The organism is Campylobacter sp. BCW_6463, from assembly GCF_001762785.1.
In the GTDB taxonomy this organism is placed as follows: Bacteria; Campylobacterota; Campylobacteria; order Campylobacterales; family Campylobacteraceae; genus Campylobacter_D; species Campylobacter_D jejuni.
Map to the genome: position 1 here is coordinate 40895 of NZ_MJXL01000064.1, position 21006 is coordinate 61900.

General features: G+C 30.6%; 20 protein-coding genes and 1 pseudogene. 13 read left to right on the plus strand and 8 right to left on the minus strand.

The window, feature by feature from the left end; genetic code table 11:
* Positions 1–49 precede the first annotated feature (49 nt).
* From selA to AJ884_RS07350, 4 genes and pseudogenes are all read left to right on the plus strand, one after another.
* Positions 50–1372, plus strand: coding sequence for an L-seryl-tRNA(Sec) selenium transferase (selA, locus tag AJ884_RS07335; protein ID WP_070286547.1), 1323 nt, complete (start codon positions 50–52; stop codon positions 1370–1372).
* Positions 1369–3174: a selenocysteine-specific translation elongation factor gene (gene selB / locus AJ884_RS07340; RefSeq protein ID WP_070286548.1), complete on the plus strand. Its 1806-nt coding sequence runs from the start codon at positions 1369–1371 to the stop codon at positions 3172–3174. Before selA ends, selB begins: the two co-directional genes overlap by 4 nt.
* A 48-nt stretch (positions 3175–3222) precedes the next feature.
* The gene (locus tag AJ884_RS07345; protein WP_070286549.1) at positions 3223–3933 is read left to right on the plus strand and encodes a thioredoxin fold domain-containing protein; all 711 of its coding nucleotides are present in this window, start codon (positions 3223–3225) and stop codon (positions 3931–3933) included.
* A 5-nt stretch (positions 3934–3938) separates the two neighbouring features.
* Positions 3939–4467: pseudogene (locus tag AJ884_RS07350) on the plus strand (hypothetical protein).
* A gap of 44 nt (positions 4468–4511) precedes the next feature.
* Here AJ884_RS07350 and fldA read toward each other — a convergent pair.
* Genes fldA through AJ884_RS07365 form a run of 3 tightly spaced genes read right to left on the minus strand, consistent with a single transcriptional unit; the run spans position 4512 to position 6015 of the window.
* Complete coding sequence (gene fldA, locus AJ884_RS07355; protein WP_002871975.1) at positions 4512–5003, minus strand: flavodoxin FldA; 492 nt, start codon at positions 5001–5003, stop codon at positions 4512–4514.
* Complete coding sequence (locus tag AJ884_RS07360) at positions 5003–5698, minus strand: hypothetical protein (protein ID WP_070286550.1); 696 nt, start codon at positions 5696–5698, stop codon at positions 5003–5005. Before AJ884_RS07360 ends, fldA begins: the two co-directional genes overlap by 1 nt.
* A gap of 2 nt (positions 5699–5700) precedes the next feature.
* A complete protein-coding gene (locus tag AJ884_RS07365) occupies positions 5701–6015 on the minus strand; it encodes a DUF2325 domain-containing protein (RefSeq protein ID WP_070286551.1) in 315 nt (104 codons plus the stop codon).
* A 170-nt stretch (positions 6016–6185) separates the two neighbouring features.
* Here AJ884_RS07365 and AJ884_RS07370 point away from each other — a divergent pair, with 170 nt between their 5' ends.
* Both AJ884_RS07370 and AJ884_RS07375 read left to right on the plus strand, forming a co-directional pair.
* Positions 6186–7610: a catalase gene (locus tag AJ884_RS07370; RefSeq protein WP_070286552.1), complete on the plus strand. Its 1425-nt coding sequence runs from the start codon at positions 6186–6188 to the stop codon at positions 7608–7610.
* A 56-nt stretch (positions 7611–7666) separates the two neighbouring features.
* On the plus strand, positions 7667–8137 hold the full coding sequence (locus AJ884_RS07375; protein ID WP_002855628.1) for a Cj1386 family hemin-binding protein: 471 nt from the start codon (positions 7667–7669) through the stop codon (positions 8135–8137).
* On the opposite strand, the gene AJ884_RS07380 is transcribed toward AJ884_RS07375, so the two are convergent.
* Complete coding sequence (locus tag AJ884_RS07380; RefSeq protein ID WP_002859670.1) at positions 8138–8794, minus strand: transcriptional regulator; 657 nt, start codon at positions 8792–8794, stop codon at positions 8138–8140.
* A 167-nt stretch (positions 8795–8961) separates the two neighbouring features.
* Between AJ884_RS07380 and AJ884_RS07385 the strand changes: the two genes are divergently transcribed.
* The 7 genes from AJ884_RS07385 (at position 8962) to feoB (ending at position 16812) form a co-directional block, all read left to right on the plus strand.
* Positions 8962–9324: a RidA family protein gene (locus AJ884_RS07385; RefSeq protein WP_070286553.1), complete on the plus strand. Its 363-nt coding sequence runs from the start codon at positions 8962–8964 to the stop codon at positions 9322–9324.
* A gap of 3 nt (positions 9325–9327) precedes the next feature.
* Positions 9328–10767: a C4-dicarboxylate transporter DcuC gene (dcuC, locus tag AJ884_RS07390; protein ID WP_070286554.1), complete on the plus strand. Its 1440-nt coding sequence runs from the start codon at positions 9328–9330 to the stop codon at positions 10765–10767.
* 12 nt (positions 10768–10779) lie between these two features.
* Positions 10780–11943, plus strand: coding sequence for a trans-sulfuration enzyme family protein (locus AJ884_RS07395; protein WP_070286555.1), 1164 nt, complete (start codon positions 10780–10782; stop codon positions 11941–11943).
* A gap of 9 nt (positions 11944–11952) precedes the next feature.
* Positions 11953–13320, plus strand: a complete 1368-nt coding sequence (gene purB / locus AJ884_RS07400; RefSeq protein WP_052858264.1) for an adenylosuccinate lyase — start codon at positions 11953–11955, stop codon at positions 13318–13320.
* An 8-nt stretch (positions 13321–13328) separates the two neighbouring features.
* Complete coding sequence (locus AJ884_RS07405) at positions 13329–14669, plus strand: MmgE/PrpD family protein (protein ID WP_070286556.1); 1341 nt, start codon at positions 13329–13331, stop codon at positions 14667–14669.
* Between the two features lie 80 nt (positions 14670–14749).
* On the plus strand, positions 14750–14974 hold the full coding sequence (locus AJ884_RS07410) for a ferrous iron transport protein A (RefSeq protein ID WP_002779147.1): 225 nt from the start codon (positions 14750–14752) through the stop codon (positions 14972–14974).
* Entirely contained in the window at positions 14971–16812 is a 1842-nt protein-coding gene (gene feoB / locus AJ884_RS07415; RefSeq protein WP_070286557.1) for a ferrous iron transport protein B, read from the plus strand. Before AJ884_RS07410 ends, feoB begins: the two co-directional genes overlap by 4 nt.
* On the opposite strand, the gene AJ884_RS07420 is transcribed toward feoB, so the two are convergent.
* Genes AJ884_RS07420 through AJ884_RS07435 form a run of 4 tightly spaced genes read right to left on the minus strand, consistent with a single transcriptional unit; the run spans position 16809 to position 21004 of the window.
* On the minus strand, positions 16809–18302 hold the full coding sequence (locus AJ884_RS07420; protein ID WP_070286558.1) for a hydrogenase small subunit: 1494 nt from the start codon (positions 18300–18302) through the stop codon (positions 16809–16811). The genes feoB and AJ884_RS07420 overlap by 4 nt on opposite strands.
* A gap of 3 nt (positions 18303–18305) precedes the next feature.
* Positions 18306–19130: an enoyl-ACP reductase FabI gene (gene fabI, locus AJ884_RS07425; RefSeq protein WP_002922790.1), complete on the minus strand. Its 825-nt coding sequence runs from the start codon at positions 19128–19130 to the stop codon at positions 18306–18308.
* Positions 19131–19133: 3 nt separating this feature from the next.
* On the minus strand, positions 19134–19805 hold the full coding sequence (locus tag AJ884_RS07430; protein ID WP_070286559.1) for a triose-phosphate isomerase: 672 nt from the start codon (positions 19803–19805) through the stop codon (positions 19134–19136).
* Positions 19802–21004: a phosphoglycerate kinase gene (locus tag AJ884_RS07435; protein WP_070286560.1), complete on the minus strand. Its 1203-nt coding sequence runs from the start codon at positions 21002–21004 to the stop codon at positions 19802–19804. Before AJ884_RS07435 ends, AJ884_RS07430 begins: the two co-directional genes overlap by 4 nt.
* Positions 21005–21006 lie beyond the last annotated feature (2 nt).

Consider the following 21006-nt stretch of genomic DNA (forward strand, 5'->3'; position numbering starts at 1 on the left):
TTTTATAAATTCTATGTTAAAATAACCAAATATTTTCTTAAGGCTTAAGATGAACAAATTTAGAACTTTTCCACAGATTAACACTCTTATTGAAGATGAGAGTTTAAAATCCTATCCTTTTTATATCAAAGCATTTTTTTGTAAAAAAGTTGTCGCAAAACTAAAAGAAAATTTTTCCCAAGATGAAATTTCTAAAAATAAACTACTTTTAGAAATCAAAAAAGAAATCAAAACTTTTTACCGCAAAGACTTACAAAGTGTGATTAATGCAAGCGGAGTGGTTATACACACAAATCTTGGTAGAAGTGTAATCCATGAAGAACTTTATGAAGCGTGTAAAGATATCATTTGTAATTATTCTAATGTAGAGTTTGATTTAGAAAATGGAAAAAGAGGCTCTCGCTATGCTTTGGTACTAGAAAAACTTAAAATGCTTTTTGAATGTGAAGATGCTTTAGTAGTCAATAACAACGCTGCGGCAGTTTTTTTAGTACTTAATTCTCTTTGTTATAATAAAGAAGTCATAAGCTCAAGAGGAGAACTTGTAGAAATTGGCGGAAGTTTTCGTGTGCCTGAAGTGATAAAAGCTGCAGGTGTAAAGCTTTGTGAAGTTGGAACTAGTAACAAAACACACTTAAAAGACTATGAACAAGCTATCAGTGAAAATACCGCTCTAATTTTAAAAACCCACAAGTCTAATTTCGCTCTTATGGGTTTTCACAGTGAAGCAAACATAAAAGATCTACATGAATTAGCAAAAGAAAAAGGGCTTTTGAGTTATTATGATCTAGGTTCTGGCTGGTGTGAAAATTTAAATGAAAAGCTGATTAAAAATGAACCTAAGATCAAAAAACTCGTGCAAGAATGTGATATTTTAAGTTTTAGTGGAGATAAACTTTTTGGTAGCGTACAAGCAGGCATTATACTTGGAAAAAAAGAACTCATAGAAAAACTTAAACAAAATCAACTTTTAAGAATGCTAAGAGTGGATAAATTAACCCTATCTTTTTTAAACGAAAGCTTAAAAGCTTATTTGCAAAAAGATTATGAAAAAATTATTACCTTAAAACTTTTAAATGATGACTTATCCTTTATAGAGAAAAAAGCTTTAAGAGTGCAAAAAGAATTAAATTTTCAAACCCAGCTTAAAAAAAGCAAAAGTTTAGTAGGTGGAGGTTCTATGCCTGATAAAAGTTTAGATACTTATATACTAACTTTTCAAGGAGATGCTTTAAAACTACAAACTCGATTTAGAAAAGAAAATATCATAGGACGCATTGAAAATGATGAATTTGTTCTTGATTTTAGAACTATACAAGAAAGTGAACTTCAAAAACTTATTCTTACAATCAATCAAATGGAAAACTTATGAAATCTGTTATTATAGGAACTGCAGGACATATTGATCATGGAAAAACTTCACTCATTAAAGCTTTAAATGGTTTTGAAGGCGATAGTTTAAAAGAAGAACAAGAAAGACAAATCACCATTAATTTAAGTTTTTCAAATCTTAAATTAAAAGATAAAAACATTTCTTTTATCGATGTTCCAGGACATAAAGACTTGGTTAAAACTATGGTAAGTGGAGCTTTTGGCTTTAGTGTTTGTTTATTTGTCGTAGATATTAACGAAGGTTTAAAAGAACAAAGTTTAGAACATTTAGAAATTTTAAAAATTCTTGATATTAAAAATATTATTTTAGTACTTAGCAAATGCGATCTTTGTGAAAATATAGAGCAAAAAAGTGTAGAAATTTTAGAAGAGTTAAAAAATTTAGATTATCCCATTTTAAAAGTATTTCACACCAGTATAAAAAATAATCAAGGTATAGAAGAATTAAAAAATTATCTTTATACCATAGAAAACAAAGAAAACGATGAAGAACTGATTTTTCATTATTATATCGATAGAGTTTTTTCCCTAAAAGGCATAGGAACTGTCGTTACAGGTAGCCTGAATGAAGGAAGTATCGCTTTAAATGAAAAAATCATCTGTTTAGACACTCAAAAAGAACTCATTGTTAAAAATATACAAAATCACGATACCAATCTAGAGCAAATCAAAGCTTGTAACCGTGTGGCTTTAAGTTTAAATTGTGATTATAAAGAGTTAAAAAAAGGTTATTTGCTAAGTAAAAAAGGTTATTTTAAAGCCTTTAAAGAATGCGATGCTTTAGTTAAAGCAAAAAATTTACAAAATAGCAAAATGATTTTTTGCGTGGGTTCAAAACAAATAGAATGCAAAATAAATATATTAAAAAAACTAGAAAATGATGAATTTTTTGTGCATTTTAGTTTTGATAAAAATGTATTTTTAAGTTTTGATGAGGCTTTTATTTTATTACAAAACAATCGTGTTATAGGCGGTGGTAAGGTTTTAAATCCTTTAAGCGAACCTTTAAAAAAAGAACAAAAAAATAAATTTTTAATGTTTTTGAAAAATAAAGATTTTAAAGCAGCTTTTTCTTTCTTAAAAGACGCACATAAATATGGTTTTGGTTTGCTTTCAAGCTATCAAAGATTTAAACTCTCTCATCAAAAAGCATTGAAATTAGCAAAAGAATTAAATCAAGCATTTGTTGATGAAAAAAATCTTAATGTATATCATTTACAAAGTCTAGAAGAAATTAAAAATTTCATCAAATTCATACTTGAAAAAAATCCTTATGCCATGCTTTCAGCACATTCTTTAGCTTTAAGGATTACTTGGGCAAGTGAAAATTTTTGCGAACTTGGGCTTAAAGAAATGTCAAATTTATTGGATTTTCAAAATGGAATTTATTTTAAAAAGGGCATAGATTTTGAAAAACTTCAAGAAAAAAATAATAATCAATTATATGAAATTTTAAAAAAACAAGGCATTAAACCCGAAGCTCCTTATAATCTTTATGATCTTTTAGAACTCGATAGAAAAAGCGGAGATAATATACTCAAAAAATTTACCCAAAAAGGCTTGGTTGTAAGACTTTCACACAATCTTTTTATAGAAAAACAAGCTCTTGAAAAACTTATGCAAGAATGTTTAAATTTATTAAAAAATCAAAGTCTTGATGTGCAAAGTATGAAAGAATATTTTAATCTTTCAAGAAAATATGCTATTGCTTATTTAGAATACTTAGACAAATTTCCTCAAGTAAGTAAAGAAGCTGAAAAAAGATTTTTAACAAACATTTAGAAAATCATTATAGAATTAAACATAATTTATTTAAAGGATTTATGAACTATGAAAAAATTAAGTTTAATTCTTGCCTGTTCAGCATCTTTGTTTGCTGCAAGTAATTCAGAAATTAGTGATTTTTATTCAAAAAGCATTAAAGCACAATTTCCAAATGCTACCGTTAGTGTATCAAATCGTCAAAAGGTTGGTAATACGGGTTTTGAAAGTGTTATTGTAAGCGTTGAATTAAATGGACAAAAACAAGAAAACATTCTTTTTACAAAAGATAGTCTTATTACCCCTGATCTTATCGACTTGAAAACGGGAATTTCTTATGCTCAAGAATATGAAATGAAAAAATTTCAAGAAGCAAGAGAAAATTTTACAAAAAATGCTAAAGCTGTAGCACAAAAAGAAACCATGGTAATAGCTTTGGGAGATAAAAATAAACCTGCAATTTATGTTTTTTCGGATCCTGAATGCCCTTATTGTAGAGAACATTTAGCTCAAATTGATGATGAACTTAAAAACTATCAAGTTAATTATATTTTAACTCCAGTACATGGAAAATCTGCTTTTGAAAAATCCGCTCTAATCTACAAAGAAACAAAAAAAGCAAAAAATGATAAAGAAAAAATCGCAATTTTAAACAAATACTACGATGTAAATATCAAAAATTATCCAAAAGTAAGTGATGCAGAATTAAAAGAAGTTTTTTCCTTATATGAAAAATATCGCTCATTAGGTCTTAGCGCTACTCCAACTATTATTAAATAAACCTAATGTCTAAATTTGCTTTAATTTTAAGCTTTTTTATAGCACTCTTTATGAGTGCTTGCACCAATGCAACTTTCATACAAAGCTTTATTCAAACAAGCAATGAAGGCATTTTTATCAGATCGCAAAAACAACAAAGTTTTAAAATTTCCTTTCAAAATCCTAGCCAACTTCGAACTACTTTGGATAGAGATTTGGCTTTAAAACTTAAAAATTTAGGCTTAAAAGAAGTAAAAGAGAATGCAGATTATGAAATTTTAATCAATCTTGTAGATATGAAAAAGCATTCTTATGCTCAAAATCACAACTTCAGCAAGATTTTTTTATGATTTTGATCCTTTGGAAAGCGATGGAGAATGGATGGTGGAAAACTACTATACTATGCAGGTTAATTTACAAATCAACTCTAAAAATCACAATTCTCAAAAAACAAGTCTTCTTGCAAGAACGGCTTATCTTGGAAATAAAGAACGCTGTCAATTATCTTTAGAAAATAAAATTATAAATCAAATAGTGAGTTTTTTTTATTTTTAAGAAAAGACAATCAAGAGTATAAAGACTCTTGATTTTAAGAATTATTAAGCAAAATAAGGTTTAATTTGTTCTACCCAAGCATCAATTCTTGATTCAGTTTGATCTTCTTGATTATCATTGTCAAGAGCAAGTCCAACAAATTTACCATCTACAACCGCATCGCTTGCTTCAAATGTATAACCATCAGTTGAAACTTCTCCCACCAAATTTGCACCTGCATCTTTTAAATTTTGAGCTAATTTACCCATGCCACCACAAAAAGTGTCAGAATAACTTTCACTATCACCCATACCAAATACAGCTACAGTTTTTCCACCAAGACTAAGTCCTGAAAAATCAAAACCATCCCAATCATCTTGTAAATCACCACTTCCCCAAGTTGAAGTTCCACAAATTAATTTATCGTAAGAATTTATTTTAGATGCATCAATATCTGAGATATTAAAAACATCGCTAATTCCAAGTTTTGAAGCAATTGTATTAGCCGCTCCTTCTGTATTTCCCATAGCACTACCATAGATTACTGCTACTGACATTATTTTCTCCTTATAATTTGATTTGATATTTTATACGGAACTAATTTTAACATAGTTTTGTTTAAATCACACAAAAAATGTTTTATTTCAATAAAATGTGTGAAATTTTTGTTACGCGGACAAACAATATAAAATTTTTCAAAATTATTTTCTTTTATTAAATCCAATAATCCATGAATTTCATTTTCAATTTTTAAATTATGTATATTAATCTCTTTGCAAAGTGGTAAAATTGCAAATTTCTTATCTATTATAATAAGATCACCATCTTGATCTATATTTTTTCCATTATTTTGAAAAGAAACCTTATCATAAACATAAGAGCTAAATAAAATTTGCGCATCAAAACAAATGCCATAAAGATAAATTCTTAAAAGTCTTAAAAGATCGATATTCTTAGATATTTTAGTATTAAAAATTAAGCTTTTTCTTTTTTGAAAGTAGAAAGCGTATGTATTAAGCTTGATATTTATATTTTGAATCTTACCAAATGAAACATGCATTATATCATGTAAAAAATTTCCAAATATCATTTTTAAACTCTTGGTATTTTTTGCATATAAAAGAGGAATTTTTAGAGCGCTATCAACGCTCGCATTATATTGAGTTAAAAAAGTCAACATAAGCTCTTGATTGTTTAAATAGCGATAAATTTGCGGTATAAATTCTCGCTTATCATCAAATCCAAATAACATCTTTAACCTTTATAGCAAGAAAATTCTTTATTAAGATTAAAAATTTTACAATATTCACAATACACACAACTTACACTTCTTTTTGCACAAACTAATGGAATTTTACGCTTTTTAGCTTCACTTTTGATTTTTTTCATAGTATTATGATTTAAAAAGCTTGTTAACATTACTATACATTCTGTATCACAAGGAATCGGCTTGCGATTAACTCTATTTTCATTACGCGCATCCCAGTGTTCTATTTTTTTAGCGCCTAAATCATGTAAAACAACTCTAATAGGAGTGATTTCATCTGCACCAATAACCAAAACTGACATAAATTCTCCTTTGTGATTTTTAAAATATATTTTAATAATTATTATTATAATATAAAAAAACTAAATTTATTTTGAAATTTATTATCAATAAAATGCAATTATTCAGTTAATTTTAATTTTTAATAGATATAATTTACTAATTAATAAATTTTATTATTTAGGAGAAAACAATGAAAAAATTGACTAACGATTTTGGAAACATTATAGCCGATAACCAAAATTCATTAAGTGCAGGTGCAAAAGGACCTTTACTCATGCAAGATTATCTTTTGCTTGAAAAACTTGCTCATCAAAATAGAGAAAGGATTCCAGAAAGAACTGTTCATGCTAAAGGAAGTGGAGCTTATGGAGAAATAAAAATCACTACTGATTTATCTGCTTATACTAAAGCAAAAATATTTCAAAAAGGAGAAATAACTCCTCTTTTTCTACGTTTTTCTACTGTTGCAGGTGAAGCAGGTGCAGCAGATGCTGAACGCGATGTGAGAGGTTTTGCTATTAAATTTTACACCAAAGAAGGAAACTGGGACTTGGTAGGAAATAACACTCCGACATTCTTCATCCGTGATGCTTATAAATTCCCTGATTTTATCCATACTCAAAAAAGAGATCCAAGAGCACATTTAAGAAGCAATAATGCTGCTTGGGATTTTTGGAGTTTATGTCCTGAAAGCTTACATCAAGTAACCATTCTTATGAGTGATAGAGGAATTCCTGCAAGTTATCGTCATATGCATGGATTTGGAAGTCATACTTATAGTTTTATTAATGATAAAAATGAAAGATTTTGGGTGAAATTCCATTTTAAAACCCAACAAGGGATTAAAAATCTTACCAACCAAGAAGCTGCCGAGCTTATAGCAAAGGATAGGGAAAGTCACCAAAGAGATCTCTATAATGCTATAGAAAATAAAGATTTTCCAAAATGGAAAGTTCAAGTTCAAATTCTTGCTGAAAAAGATATAGAAAAGCTTGGATTTAATCCTTTTGATTTAACAAAAATTTGGCCTCATAGTCTTGTACCTTTGATGGATATAGGCGAAATGATTCTAAACAAAAATCCTCAAAATTATTTCAATGAAGTTGAACAAGCTGCCTTTAGTCCAAGCAATATCGTTCCTGGAATTGGGTTTAGCCCTGATAAAATGTTGCAAGCTAGAATTTTTTCATATCCTGATGCACAAAGATATAGAATAGGAACTAATTATCATCTTTTACCAGTAAATCGTGCAAAAAGCGAAGTGAATACTTACAATGTCGCTGGTGCTATGAATTTTGATAATTATAAAAATGATGCAGCTTATTATGAACCAAACAGCTATGATAACAGTCCAAAAGAAGATAAAAGCTATCTTGAACCTGATTTAGTCTTAGAAGGCGTGGCACAAAGATATGCTCCACTAGATAATGACTTTTATACTCAACCAAGAGCTTTATTTAATCTTATGAATGATGATCAAAAAACTCAACTTTTTCATAATATCGCCGCTTCTATGGAAGGAGTTGATGAAAAAATTATCACTAGAGCTTTAGAACATTTTGAAAAAATTTCACCTGATTACGCAAAAGGAATTAAAAAAGCTTTAGAAAAATAATTTTTACTTGCCACTTTTGGTGGCAAACTAAAGATTATAATAATTAAGGAAAAACAATGACAACTCTTAGTTTAGAAGAAGAAAAAAGATTTGAAGAGCTTTGCAAAATGGCTTTTAATTTTGCAAGAAATAATGAATATGAAAATCTTAAAATCATGATAGAAGCAGGTTTAAATGTAAATTTAAAAACTCATAAAGGCGATAGCTTGCTTATGCTTGCAGCTTATAATAATTCTTATGAAAGCGCTAAAATGCTTTTAGAAAAAGGTGCAAAAGTAGATGAAAAAAACGATCGTGGACAAACCCCATTAGCGGGAGTTTGTTTTAAAGGATACTTACCTATGTGTGAACTTTTGGTTAAATATGGAGCAAATATTGACGAAAACAATGGTTTAGGAATGACACCTTATACTTTTGCTATTATGTTTGGACGCAAAGATGTGGCAGAATTTTTACTCAAAAAATCTAAAAATAATTTTTTAAAGAAAATGAGCCTAAAAATACTAAAATTTATCAAAAAATTTTAGTTATTTTTTAAATTTCTTCAGATACCTATAAACACTAGGTTCTGAAATTTTTAAAAATTTTGCTACGATAGGAACCGCTCCTTTTATATTAAAAATACCTTTTTCATATAGCTTTTCAGCAATTTCTTCTTTTTGAGTAATACTTAATTGATAATCAGAATTTAAATAACTAGAATCTACACTTTGAACTAAAATATCCTCTATCGAGTGACTTAATGTTTCTATGCTTGAATCATTTTGAGAAAAACTAATATTTCCTAAAATATCACCCATATCTCCAATTTTTTCTAAATCAATCATCTTGCATATTAAATCTCTCATAATGCTAGTATCATGATTGATACACAAAATACCTACTAATTTGTCATGATTTTTAATAAAAAAAGTAGATCCTCTAATTAATTTTGATTTTCCAACAAGAGCCTTATAATCACATAAAAAATCTTTTTCTAAATATTTTTTATTTTGCATAAGCTCACTTGCAAAAGCAGTCAAGGGAGAATCTAAACTTCTCCCACTAATGTGATTGTTAGCAATTGCCGCAATATAAGCTCCATCTTCAGTAATTACATGAAAAACTATCTCATATTGCTCACCTAAAACTTCTCCTAAAAAATATGTCAACTTTATAAATTGTTGTTTTTGCCCCTCATCCATAAAACCGCCTTCAATAAAAATTAATATAATATTAAATTCTACTCTTTATACTTTAAAACATTTCTTAAAAAATAAAATTTTATTATTATGATAATAAACTATTGACAAGTTATTATTGTAGTGATAAAATTCACTCTGCTTAATCTATATTTAACAAAGGAGAATTCATGTCAAACTATCCAAAAGCTATTGGTCCATACTCAGCTTACAGAGAAGCAAATGGACTTTTATTTATATCAGGACAACTTCCTATCAACCCTACTTCAGGAGAAATAGAAAGTTCTGACATCAAAGAACAAACCAAACAATCTTTAAAAAATATCGGTGCTATTTTAGAAGAAAATGGTATCAGTTATGATAAAGTGATTAAAACCACTTGCTTTTTAGCTGATATTAATGATTTTATAGCATTTAATGAAATTTATGCTGAATTTTTTAAAGATCCTTATCCAGCAAGAAGTGCTTTTGCGGTAAAAGATCTGCCAAAAAAAGCTAAAGTAGAGATAGAGATTATCGCTCAAAAAGGCTAAAATATGCTAGGTATTGTTTTATCTCTATTTAGCATTTTTTTACTTGTTTTTATGCTTTATAAAAAAATCAATGCTCACATGGCATTGCTTTTAAGTGGTTTACTTTTACTTTCCTTAGCTGCTATTTTTGGACTTTCTCCACACATTGTTACCAAAGATTCTTTAAATCTAGGTTTTTTTGATATTTTTCAAGTTTTTAATCAAACTATGTCAAGTACATTAGCAGGGCTTGGACTTACACTTATGACTATAGCAGGTTTTTCTGCTTATATGGATCATGTAGGGGCTTCTTATGCACTTTTTAAAGTTTTTGAAAAACCTTTAAAAGCCGTAAAATCTCCTTATGTTTTACTCATAGTTGCTTATTTTATCGTGCAATTTTTAGTTCTTTTCATCCCTTCTCACGCAGGCTTGGCACTTTTACTTATGGTTACTATGTATCCTATACTTGTACGCTCTGGTGTTTCAAAGCTTTCTGCCTTAAGCGTGATTGCTATTTGCCAATATATCGATCATGGACCTGGGAGTGGAAATGTGATCATGGCGTCAAAAGTAGCTGAAGTTGATCCTGCAATTTATTTTGTTCATTATCAACTCCCTGCGACTTTACCTATCATTATAGCTGTAGGTATTGCAATATATCTTTGCAATAAATTTTTTGACAAAAAAGATAATTTTGTCTTCAATGCACAAGAAATTGAAAAAGAACTAAATGAAAATGAAAGCAAAGAAAAAGAACTTAAAAAACCTCCTAGAATTTATGCGATTTTACCTATAATTCCTTTGGTTTTAATCCTAGGATTTAGTTCCGTACTTGATAGCATCTTGGTTTTAATGGGAATAAATAGTGCTGAAGAAGTCAAAGCAGCTGCTAGTACTGCAATTAAAATGAATGTTCCAGTAGCAATGGTGATTTCAACTTTTGTGGCTATTATTTTTGAAATGATACGCTATAAAAGCATAGTAGAAACTCTTAATTCTATTATGATTTTCTTTAAAGGAATGGGACATTTATTTGTTATCACGGTTTCACTCATCGTTTGTGGTCAGGTATTTGCAAGTGGTCTTTTATCTGTAGGTTTTGTAGATACTTTAATAGAATTTTGCAAAAATGCAGGATTTGGAGTTTTGGCTATTATTATCGCCATTTCAATCTTGCTTGCAGTTTGTGCTTTCTTAATGGGTTCAGGAAATGCAGCATTTTTTAGTTTTGCTCCACTTATCCCAAATATAGCAAAACACTTTGGAGTTGAAACTATCACCATGATAGCACCAATTCAAATCATGACGGGCTTTGGAAGATGTGTTAGTCCTATTGCACCAGCGATTTTAGCTATCTCAGCCATTGCAAAAGTAAGTCCTTTTGCCGTGGTTAAAAGAACAGCTATTCCTATGCTTGTAGCGGCTATTGTAAATGTTATTATGACTTATATTTATCTTTAAAAAGGAGAAAAAATGAACTCAAAAACTAAACTTATTCATTGTGGCAGAGGTGATCAAGGCGCTGAAGTAAGATCAGTTAATCCTACACTTATGCGTGCATCAACCATACTTTTTAAAGATCACGCAACTTGGCAAAAATACAGAGAATTAAGAAAAACAGATCGTGTTTTAAGTTATGGAGCTAGAGGAACAACAACTAATTTTGAACTTGAAAAACTTATTTGCACTCTAGAGGGTGGCTATAGAGCACAACTTTTCCCAACAGGACTTGCAGCATTAGCTATGGTGCTTTTAAACTATGCAAGCAAAGATGCACATTTTTTAATTACCGATGCAATTTATGGGCCTGTAAGAACGATTTGCGAATTATTTTTAGAAAAAATGGGTGTTGAAATTGATTTTTTAAAAGCTGATGCAAGTGATGTAGAAGAAAAAATCAAACCTAATACCAAGCTTATCTTATGTGAAAGTCCAGGTTCTATACTTTATGAAATCATAGATTTACCAAAACTTTGCAAAATTGCCCATGCGCATAATATCCCTGTAGCCATTGATAATACTTATTCTAGTGGATATTTTCTAAATCCTTTAGAACTTGGAGTGGATATTTCAGTTATCGCCGCTACAAAATATCTTAGTGGACACTCTGATGCAACCATGGGTATAGTAGTAATCAACGAAAAAGAATGGAAAAATTTTGACAAACTTCCAGAAGCCTTAGGCTTTACAACAAGCCCTGATGATGCTTACTTAGTACTTCGTGGTATGAGAACACTAGATGTGAGAATGAAAGCTCATGAAAAAAGTGCTGATGAAATTGTAGAGTTTTTACAAAACAGAAAAGAAATTAAAACAATTTTCTATCCAAAACTCAAATCCCACCTAAATCATGAAATTTTCATGCGTGATCATAAAGGTGCAAATGGTATGATTACCATAGAATTTGCAGAAGGTTATAGCAAAGATGATGCTATTAAATTTGTAGATAAACTAGAATACTTTTCAATTGGTGCTAGCTGGGGTGGATATGAAAGCTTGGCCACCGTAACTACTCCGCCTAGAACTGCAACAGACCTAAGCGCAAGAGGGCCATTTGTAAGATTTCATATAGGTCTTGAAGATACTAAAGATTTAATTGCTGATTTAACACAAGCTTTTGATAGTATTAAAAAATAAGGAGATAAGATGACAGGAATTAGCGTATTTGATCATAGATTACTAGCAGACTCATGGAGCACGCAGGAAATGCGTGCTATTTTTTGCGAACAAAACCGCATACAAAAATGGCTCGATGTTGAAGCAGCTTTAGCAAAAGCACAAGCAAAACTTAAAATTATCCCTAAAAAAGCAGCTGATGAGATCGCAAAAAAAGCTCATTATAAATTTATGGATATGGACTTTATCTTTGCTGAATTTAAAAAGACTAAACACCCTTTAGTTCCTACTGTAAGAGGATTAGAAAAAGCTTGTGATAATAATTTAGGCGAATATGTACATTTTGGAGTAACCACTCAAGATATCATCGATACAGGACTGGTTTTACAATTTAAAGAAGCAATGACTCTTGTAAAAAGCGAATTAAAAGCCATCGCAAAAGCCCTAGCAAAACTAGCTAAAACCCATAAAAATACTGCTATGATGGGAAGAACTTTAGCACTTCAGGCTTTGCCTATTACTTTCGGACATAAAGTGGCTATTTGGTTAAGCGAACTTGAGCGTCATTTTGAAAGAATACTTGAGCTTGAAAAAAGACTTTATGTAGGCAGTATAGTAGGCGCTGTAGGAACTAAAGCAAGTTTAAGTGATGAGTGCAATGAGGTAGAAAAACTCACTTTAGAAAATTTAGGACTTGATGTGCCTAATATTTCTTGGCAGAGCGCACGTGATCGCTTTATAGAACTTGGCTTTGTACTAGGTAATATCAATGCAACCTTTAACAAAATCGCTCATGAAATTTTAATCCTTTCTCATAATGAAATTGATGAAGTTGCTGAACCTTTTGGAAAAGGACAAGTAGGATCAAGCACTATGCCACACAAAAGAAATCCTGCAGTAAGCGAAAATGCGGTTACAGTAAGCAATGCCTTTAAAGCAAATTTAGCCATTTTAAGCGATATTGAAAGACATGAACATGAAAGAGATGGTCAAGTTTGGAAAATGGAATGGAAGCTTTTACCTGAAATGTTTTTAATGCTTTCTGTGGTTTTAGCAAATATGAAATTCGCTCTTAGTGATTTAGAAGTAAAAAAAGACAAAATGCTTAAAAATTTAAATACTCTTAATGGTTTTGTTTTAGCCGAGCGTGTTATGTTTGCATTAAGCGATCATTATGGAAAACAACATGCCCATGAAATTATTTATGAAAATGCTATGCTAGGTATAGAAAAACAAAAAACTTTTAAAGAAGTTTTACTTGCAGATAAAAGAGTATCTAAGGTATTGAAAGAAAAAGAAATCGATGCTTTGCTTGATGCAACAACCTATGTAGGATATGCGCCAAAACTTGTAGATGAATTTTTGGCAAAAATCAAAAATAGCGCTATCTTAAAATAGGAAAAATCATGTTCTATAGTGAAATTTTAGCGGATTTTATTTTCAATCTTAAATATGAAAATATCCCTAATACAGTTGTTCAAAGAGCTAAAGAGCTTATGCTTGATAGCCTTGGAACAGCTATAGCAGCAAGCAAAGAAGAATGTGTTTTAAATGCTTTTAAAGCTTTTGAAAATTTAAGCACAGAAAAAAATACCCCTATTTGGGTAAATGATCAAAAATTAGATCCTATATACGCAGCCATGCTAGATGGCATTGCTTCTCATGCGTTAGATTTTGACGATACGCATACAGAAGCGATTTTGCATGCAAGTGCGATTTTAACTCCACTTTGTTTAAATTATGGTTTTCATGTTAGCAAAGATGCGAAAAAAATCATTAAAGCTTTTATAGTAGGCTGGGAAATTGCAGCTAGAGTAGGCATTGCAAGTAAAGGCACTTTTCATAAGCGTGGTTTTCATACTACTGCTATTGCAGGAATTTTTGGAAGCGTGAGTGCAAGTGCAATCTTGCTAGATCTTAACAAAGAACAAATCATCAATGCTTTAGGACTTGCAGGAAGTTTTGCAAGTGGGGTTAATGAGTTTTTATCCAATGGATCTAATTCAAAAGTTTTACATATTGCCAATGCTATTAAAAACGGCATTATGGTAGCTCATTTTGCTAAAAACAATATGAGTGGGTCTTTGAGTATTTTTGAAGGTAGGGATAATATCTTTAAATGTTTTGGTATAGAAGAAGAATGCGATAAAACAGAACTTAGCAAAGCCTTAGGTGAAATTTGGCAAACCATGCAAGTTTCAATCAAGCCTTATCCAAGTTGTCATTTTGCTCATGGGCTTATTGATTGTGCCATTGCTTTAAAAAATGATGGTTTAAAAGCTGATGAAATTAAAAGTATTCATTGCTTTGTAGATGAAGTTCCTATTTCTTTTATCTGTGATCCTTTGGAAGTAAAATACACTCCAAATAGTGCTTATGAAGCTAAATTTTCGATGCCTTTTTTAATGGCTCTAGGATTCTTTGATGGTAAAATCACTCTTGAATCTTATGAAAATTTAAAGCGTGAAGAAGTACTAGAATTTGCTAAAAAAATCAGTTACGAAAAAAGAAAATCTCAAGGCTTTCCAAAATATTTTCCAGGACATTTAGAAGCCAGTTTGCAAGATGGACGTATAATCCAAAAAGATGTTTTTATCAATAAAGGTAATTTTGATAATCCACTAAGTTTTGAAGAATTAAAAGCTAAATTTTTAGCCAATGCACAAATTTACCTTGATAATGCTAAAGCTAACAAAATTCTAGATCAAATCATCAATCTAGAAAATTTAAACCGCTTTTCTTTTTAAATATTAATCCTTCTTTTTACAAGAAGGATATTTCATTACACTTTTTTATTATAATATTTATTATTAATTTAGGAATTACAATGACTTTAAACGAGTTAAAAGATGGACAAAAGGCTATTATTGTCAATTTAAACGCTCACAAAGAACTCAAAAATAGACTTTTAAGCTTTGGATTTATTAAAAATAAAAACTTGAAAAAAATTCACTCCTCTTTAAAAAATGCCACCATAATGGTAGAACTTGATACAAGTTGTGTTATCCTAAGATCTGATGAAGCTAAAACCATAGAAGTGAATCTTATATGAAAAAAATCAAAATAGCCCTTGTAGGTCAGCCTAATGTAGGCAAAAGTCTTCTTATTAATGCGCTTTGCAAAGCTAATATGAAAGTAGGAAATTTTAGCGGAGTTACTATAGAAAAAGCAAGTGCAAAAACTTTTTACAAAAACTATGAATTTGAAGTCATTGATTTACCAGGAACTTATTCTTTAGATGGATATAGCGAAGAAGAAAAAATCACACGCCATTTTTTAAATCAAAATGACTATGATGTTGTTGTTAATGTTTTAGATGCTACCAATTTAGAACGCAATCTTATCCTTAGCGCAGAACTTTTAAGTCTTAATAAAAAAATGCTTTTAGCTTTAAATATGTGCGATGAAGCCAAAAAAGAAGGTATAGAGCTTGACACTTCTGTTTTAAGCCAAGAATTTCAAAGTCAAGTTGTTGAAATTTCAGCAAAAACAAAAGAAAATTTAGAACTTTTGCTGCAAAAAATTATTATTTTATTTGAAAGTAAATTTATTCCAAGATCCCAATTTTACACTCCACTTTGCGAAAAAAGTCCAGAAAAAGAAGATTTATTATATTTTATTAATGAACTTTCAAAAAAAATTATCGCACACAAAAAAGAAGAAAGAAATTTAACCAAAAAAATCGATGCCTTACTTATCCATAAATTCTTTGGCTTACCTATATTTTTATTTTTAATGTGGCTTTTATTTCAACTCACCTTTAGCTTAGGACAAATTCCTATGGATTATATAGAATCAGGCTTTAATGCCTTAGGTGAATTTGTTAAAAACAATATTTCTAATACCTTTATCGCTTCAGCTTTGGCTGATGGGATTATCGCAGGTGTTGGTGCTGTGATACTTTTTTTACCTAATATAATGATTTTATTTTTAGGCATAGCTCTTTTAGAAACCACAGGCTATATGTCAAGAGTAGCTTTTTTACTTGATGGGATTTTACATAAATTTGGTTTGCATGGTAAAAGTTTTATTCCGCTAATCACTGGTTTTGGTTGTTCGGTACCTGCTTTTATGGCTACACGCACTCTTAAGAACAAAAGAGATAGGCTTTTAACTCTTTTTGTGATCAATTTTATGAGTTGTGGGGCAAGACTTCCTGTATATGTGCTTTTTATCGGTGCTTTTTTTCCAAGTGAAAAAGCAGGAAATTATCTTTTTGGAATTTATATTTTAGGTGCGATTTTAGGACTTTGTGCTGCAAAATTTTTAAGAATGACAGCATTTCGTGGACTTGATGAACCTTTTGTTATGGAAATGCCAAAATATCGTATGCCAAATTGGCATTTAGTTTGGTTTATGGTTTATAATAAAGCCAAAATGTATCTTAAAAAAGCAGGAACTTTCATACTTTTGGCCTCTTTGCTCATATGGTTTGCTAGCAATTTTCCAAAAAGTGAAGAAAATTTAAATGATTTTAATACTCAAGAAAGAGCTATAGAACAAAGTTATTTAGGACAATTTGGCAAAGGCATAGAACCTATTTTTAAACCCCTTGAGTTAGATTGGAAATTAAGCGTATCTTTAATCAGTGGTTTGGCTGCTAAAGAAGTGATGATCTCAACTATGGGCGTGCTTTATTCACTAGGAAAAGATGTAGATGAAACAAATAATGATTTAAAAGGAATTATCGCTAAAAACATACCTATACCAAGTGCAGTGGCTTTTATTTTATTTGTAATGATTTATAATCCCTGCTTTGCAGCAACTATAGTTTTTTCAAAAGAAAGTGGAAAGCTAAAATACACTCTTTTTCTCTTTCTTTTTACCTGCACAAGTGCTTATATAGTAGCTTTTATAGGACTTCATATTGCTAAAATTTTATTAAATTAACTTGCTTTTAATGATGAAATTTTAGTAATATTATCTTCAAAAGCTTTTAAAATACTATAAGCAATACCTTCAAAATCAAGCCCACCACAAAGATAGATTAAAGTCATACGAAAAGATTTATTCACATCAAGCTTTGGTTTTTCAGCGTTCATATTTAACTTAAAATCATAAGGACTTGCATGTTTAAAAGCGTAATTTTTTGCCGCAATTAAAAAATCATTCTTATCTTTTAAAAACTCACCTTTAACTAAAATAAAACTCATCTCAAGATATTTCCAAAAATCTTTTGAAGGCATGGAATTTTCATCAAAATTTTGTTCTATAAAAGCATAGTTTTTCTCAAAAGATTTTTTATAATTTTCTACAAGCAAAGCGCCTAATTTATTTTTAGCTATATTTTGTAAAATAAGTTTTATATTGCTTTCAAATTCAAAATCTATTTGTTCTAAAATTTTAATTTGCTCTTCTAGAAAAAATTCTTGTTTTAACTCTTCATTGCAAAGTTTAGCGTAAGAAAAAATATTTGCCATAGGCTTTTCATAATTCCCAAACTCATCCCAAAAATTTTTCTCACTACAGGCTATACAACCATGTCCTGCAGCCACTGGCCAAGAAGTTTTAGCATTAAATTTCACTTTAGGGCAGTTGTTGTAAGTATAAGGTCCTTTACAACCTATCTTAAATAAACAAGCTCCATTCTTTGCAGCTTCATCATCAAAATGTTCAGCAAAAATCCCACTTTCAAATTTCGCCTTTCTTTCACACATATCATGCAAACATTTACCATAAACCCACACAGGACGATTTTGCTCATCAAGTTCAGGCAAAACTCCAAATAAAGCAAAAAAACTTAAAGTCGTAATGATATTTACATCACTTGGAGGACAACCTGGGATATTTACTACTTTTTGACTTAAGACTTCACTAATACCACAGGTTTTACTAGGATTTGGATAGGCAGCTTGAATACCACCATAACTTGAACAAGTACCCACTGCAAAAATAGCCTTGGCTTTAGCGGCTAGTTTTTCTAAAATTTCATAGCCACTCTCTCCTTGTGCTCCTATAGTAAGAAAAAAGGTATCAATCGCTGCAACACCACCTTCAACCGCTAAAATAAAATCTTCTTCTAAAACATGCTCTAAAAGCTCTTCGGCTTTAGTGCCATTTGCTGCCATTAAAGTTTCATGATATTCTAAAGAAAAAAAATCAAAAATAAGCTCATCAAAACTTGGCAACTCAGAACGCAACAAACTCTCACTACACCCTGTACATTCGCAAAGATGAAGCCATACTAACTTTGTTTTAGGTGCGATTTGAAAAAATCTTTGAGCAAGAGCTGGAATTTCATTGCCTAAAGATAAATGCCTAGCAAGAATTTTTACACTTTCTTCATTGATAACCTTATCCTCTTTTAAAGTAGAATTCTCAAGTTTTTTAATGCGATCTTCAAGTATATTTTTTAATTCTTCATTGCTAAGCTTTGCCATTTTTTATCCTTTTTGATTATCCCAACAAAGAACAGTTTGCCCTTCTTCATTTTTTTCAACATCACCCATACCCATGATGTTATATCCTGCATCAACATAATGTATTTCACCTGTAACACCATTTGCCAAATCGCTAAGTAAATACATAGCCGAATTTCCTACATCTTCTATACTAACATTGCGTTTTAAAGGAGAATTGATTTCATTATATTTTAAAATCATTCTAAAATCCCCTATTCCACTTGCTGCTAAAGTTTTAATAGGACCTGCTGAAATAGCATTAACACGAATTCCTTTTACCCCTAAATCTCTTGCTAAATAACGCACAGAACTTTCAAGTGCAGCTTTTGCTACACCCATAACATTATAATGAGGTACATATTTAACCCCACCAAGATAACTTAAAGTCAAAATCGAACCCTTATCTTTTAAAATAGGTAAAACCGCACGTGTTAAAGAAAGTAAAGAATACACAGAAGTTTGCATAGCTATATCAAAAGCTTCTTTTGAAGTTTCTAAAAAAGAATTTTCTAAAGCTTCTTTTGGAGCAAAAGCAACCGCATGCACCACAAAATCAATCTCATCTAAATCTTTTTTGATTTTTTCAGCAATAGAATCTAAATGCTCGTTATTATTTACATCAAGCTCATAAACAAAATTAGAATTAAACTCTTGTGCTATAGGTTCTACGCGTTTTTTTAAAGCATCATTTAAAAAAGTAAAAGCAAGCTGGGCTCCTTGATCAAAACATGCTTTTGCTATGCCATAAGCAATAGATTTATTATTTGCAACCCCTACAATAAGGCCTTTTTTACCCTTCATAATCATCTTTTATCCTTTGATTAATTTTATAAAATTTTCTACTTTTAAAGCTGCAGAGCCTATCAAAACTCCGCTACAATGATTTACACTTAAAATTTCTTTGATACTATTTTCATTCACACTTCCACCATAAAGCAAAGGTACCTTGGTTAAACTCGCTAAAAATTCAAGCACTTTAGCGATATCTGTACTTTGTGCACTGACTCCCGTTCCTATAGAATAAATAGGTTCATAAGCAATAATGAGTTTTTCATAATTTAAATCAATCATTTCAAGTTGTTTTTTTAAAAACTCTAAAGTCTTGCCTGAATTTTTTGTATCTAAATTTTCACCTATACAAAAAACAATTTTATAACCATGCTCTTTAGCAAAATCAAATTTAGCCTTAATAAATTCTTCATCTCCTAAAGCTCTTCTTTCGGAATGCCCGATTAAAACACATTTGATCCCAAATTCGTCCAAATGCTCTTTTCCAAGCTCACCTGTAAAAGCACCATTAACACAAGGATAAAAATTTTGGGCTCCTTGTATGAAGTTATTTTCATTTTCTAAAAATGCTATACTAGGTGGGAAAACGATAATATCATCGCATTTTGCTCCCATAGTTTTATTTAAAATTTCAGCATAAATTTTAAAGCTTGCTCTTGTGTGATTGCATTTTAAATTTGCAGCAAAGATCATTCATTTTCCTTAGATCTTAAAGCTTTTACGCCTGGAAGTTCTTTACCCTCTATAAGCTCAAGAGAAGCGCCACCTCCAGTGGAAATAAAAGTCATCTCATCTGCATCACCTGCGCGCGCAACCACATCAGCCGTATCACCGCCTCCAACAACAGAAGTTGCATGTCCTTCGCTGATATAATGACTCATTTTAATGCTACCTTTTGAAAATTTATCAATTTCAAAAACACCCATAGGTCCATTCCACCAAATCGTTTGCGCATCAGAAATCACCTCTTTAAAAAGCCTCACACTTGCAGGTCCTATATCTAAACCCATCCAACCATTTGGAATTTCTTGCGCTGGAACAAATTTCATCGGCGCATCTTGTGAGCACGCAGGAGCGGCTACAACGTCTACTGGAAGATAAATTTTCACTCCTAAATTTTTACCCTTGGTAAGAATTTTATTAGCTTCTTCTAAAAGTTCTTCTTCTAAAAGTGAATTTCCTATATCATAACCTAAAGCTTTTAAAAAAGTAAATGCCATACCTCCACCTATGATTAATTTATCTACCTTTGGTAATAAATTTGTCAATGCTTGAAGTTTTCCACTCACCTTTGAACCTCCAACAACAGCGACAAAAGGACGTGCTGGATGTTTGATAAGATTGCTTGCAAAATCAATTTCTTTTTGGAGTAAAAATCCTGCACCTTTGTGTTTTTCATCAAAAAATTTAGTAATAGCCTCCACACTAGAATGTGCTCTATGACATACTCCAAAAGCATCATTGACATAAACTTGAGCCATAGAGGCAAGTTCTTTGGCTAAATTTTCATCATTTTTAGTTTCGCCTTTTTCAAAACGCAAATTTTCAAGAAGTAAAATTTCACCCGCTTTTAAATTCATAGCTTTGGTTTTTGCATCTTCGCCGATAACATCTTTTGCCATAATAATTTCTTTATCTAAAAGTCTAGCAAGACGCTTAGCCACAGGTTCTAAAGAATATTTAGAGCTAATTTCTTTTGGACGCCCTAAATGAGAGGCTAAAATCACACTACAACTATTATCCAAACAATATCTTATCGTAGGAATAGCTGATCTTATGCGTCTATCATCAGTGATGTTTAAAAAATCATCTTGAGGAACATTAAAATCACATCTTATAAAAACTTTTTTCTTAGCTACATCAATATCTTTTATAGAAATAATATCACTCATGA

Bases quoted from the DNA above. Each gene is read 5' to 3' on its own strand.
- selA (WP_070286547.1), top strand. From the start codon at position 50: ATGAACAAATTTAGAACTTTTCCACAGATTAACACTCTTATTGAAGAT.
- selB (WP_070286548.1), top strand. From the start codon at position 1,369: ATGAAATCTGTTATTATAGGAACTGCAGGACATATTGATCATGGAAAA.
- AJ884_RS07345 (WP_070286549.1), top strand. From the start codon at position 3,223: ATGAAAAAATTAAGTTTAATTCTTGCCTGTTCAGCATCTTTGTTTGCT.
- fldA (WP_002871975.1), bottom strand. From the start codon at position 5,003: ATGTCAGTAGCAGTAATCTATGGTAGTGCTATGGGAAATACAGAAGGA.
- AJ884_RS07360 (WP_070286550.1), bottom strand. From the start codon at position 5,698: ATGTTATTTGGATTTGATGATAAGCGAGAATTTATACCGCAAATTTAT.
- AJ884_RS07365 (WP_070286551.1), bottom strand. From the start codon at position 6,015: ATGTCAGTTTTGGTTATTGGTGCAGATGAAATCACTCCTATTAGAGTT.
- AJ884_RS07370 (WP_070286552.1), top strand. From the start codon at position 6,186: ATGAAAAAATTGACTAACGATTTTGGAAACATTATAGCCGATAACCAA.
- AJ884_RS07375 (WP_002855628.1), top strand. From the start codon at position 7,667: ATGACAACTCTTAGTTTAGAAGAAGAAAAAAGATTTGAAGAGCTTTGC.
- AJ884_RS07380 (WP_002859670.1), bottom strand. From the start codon at position 8,794: ATGGATGAGGGGCAAAAACAACAATTTATAAAGTTGACATATTTTTTA.
- AJ884_RS07385 (WP_070286553.1), top strand. From the start codon at position 8,962: ATGTCAAACTATCCAAAAGCTATTGGTCCATACTCAGCTTACAGAGAA.
- dcuC (WP_070286554.1), top strand. From the start codon at position 9,328: ATGCTAGGTATTGTTTTATCTCTATTTAGCATTTTTTTACTTGTTTTT.
- AJ884_RS07395 (WP_070286555.1), top strand. From the start codon at position 10,780: ATGAACTCAAAAACTAAACTTATTCATTGTGGCAGAGGTGATCAAGGC.
- purB (WP_052858264.1), top strand. From the start codon at position 11,953: ATGACAGGAATTAGCGTATTTGATCATAGATTACTAGCAGACTCATGG.
- AJ884_RS07405 (WP_070286556.1), top strand. From the start codon at position 13,329: ATGTTCTATAGTGAAATTTTAGCGGATTTTATTTTCAATCTTAAATAT.
- AJ884_RS07410 (WP_002779147.1), top strand. From the start codon at position 14,750: ATGACTTTAAACGAGTTAAAAGATGGACAAAAGGCTATTATTGTCAAT.
- feoB (WP_070286557.1), top strand. From the start codon at position 14,971: ATGAAAAAAATCAAAATAGCCCTTGTAGGTCAGCCTAATGTAGGCAAA.
- AJ884_RS07420 (WP_070286558.1), bottom strand. From the start codon at position 18,302: ATGGCAAAGCTTAGCAATGAAGAATTAAAAAATATACTTGAAGATCGC.
- fabI (WP_002922790.1), bottom strand. From the start codon at position 19,130: ATGATTATGAAGGGTAAAAAAGGCCTTATTGTAGGGGTTGCAAATAAT.
- AJ884_RS07430 (WP_070286559.1), bottom strand. From the start codon at position 19,805: ATGATCTTTGCTGCAAATTTAAAATGCAATCACACAAGAGCAAGCTTT.
- AJ884_RS07435 (WP_070286560.1), bottom strand. From the start codon at position 21,004: ATGAGTGATATTATTTCTATAAAAGATATTGATGTAGCTAAGAAAAAA.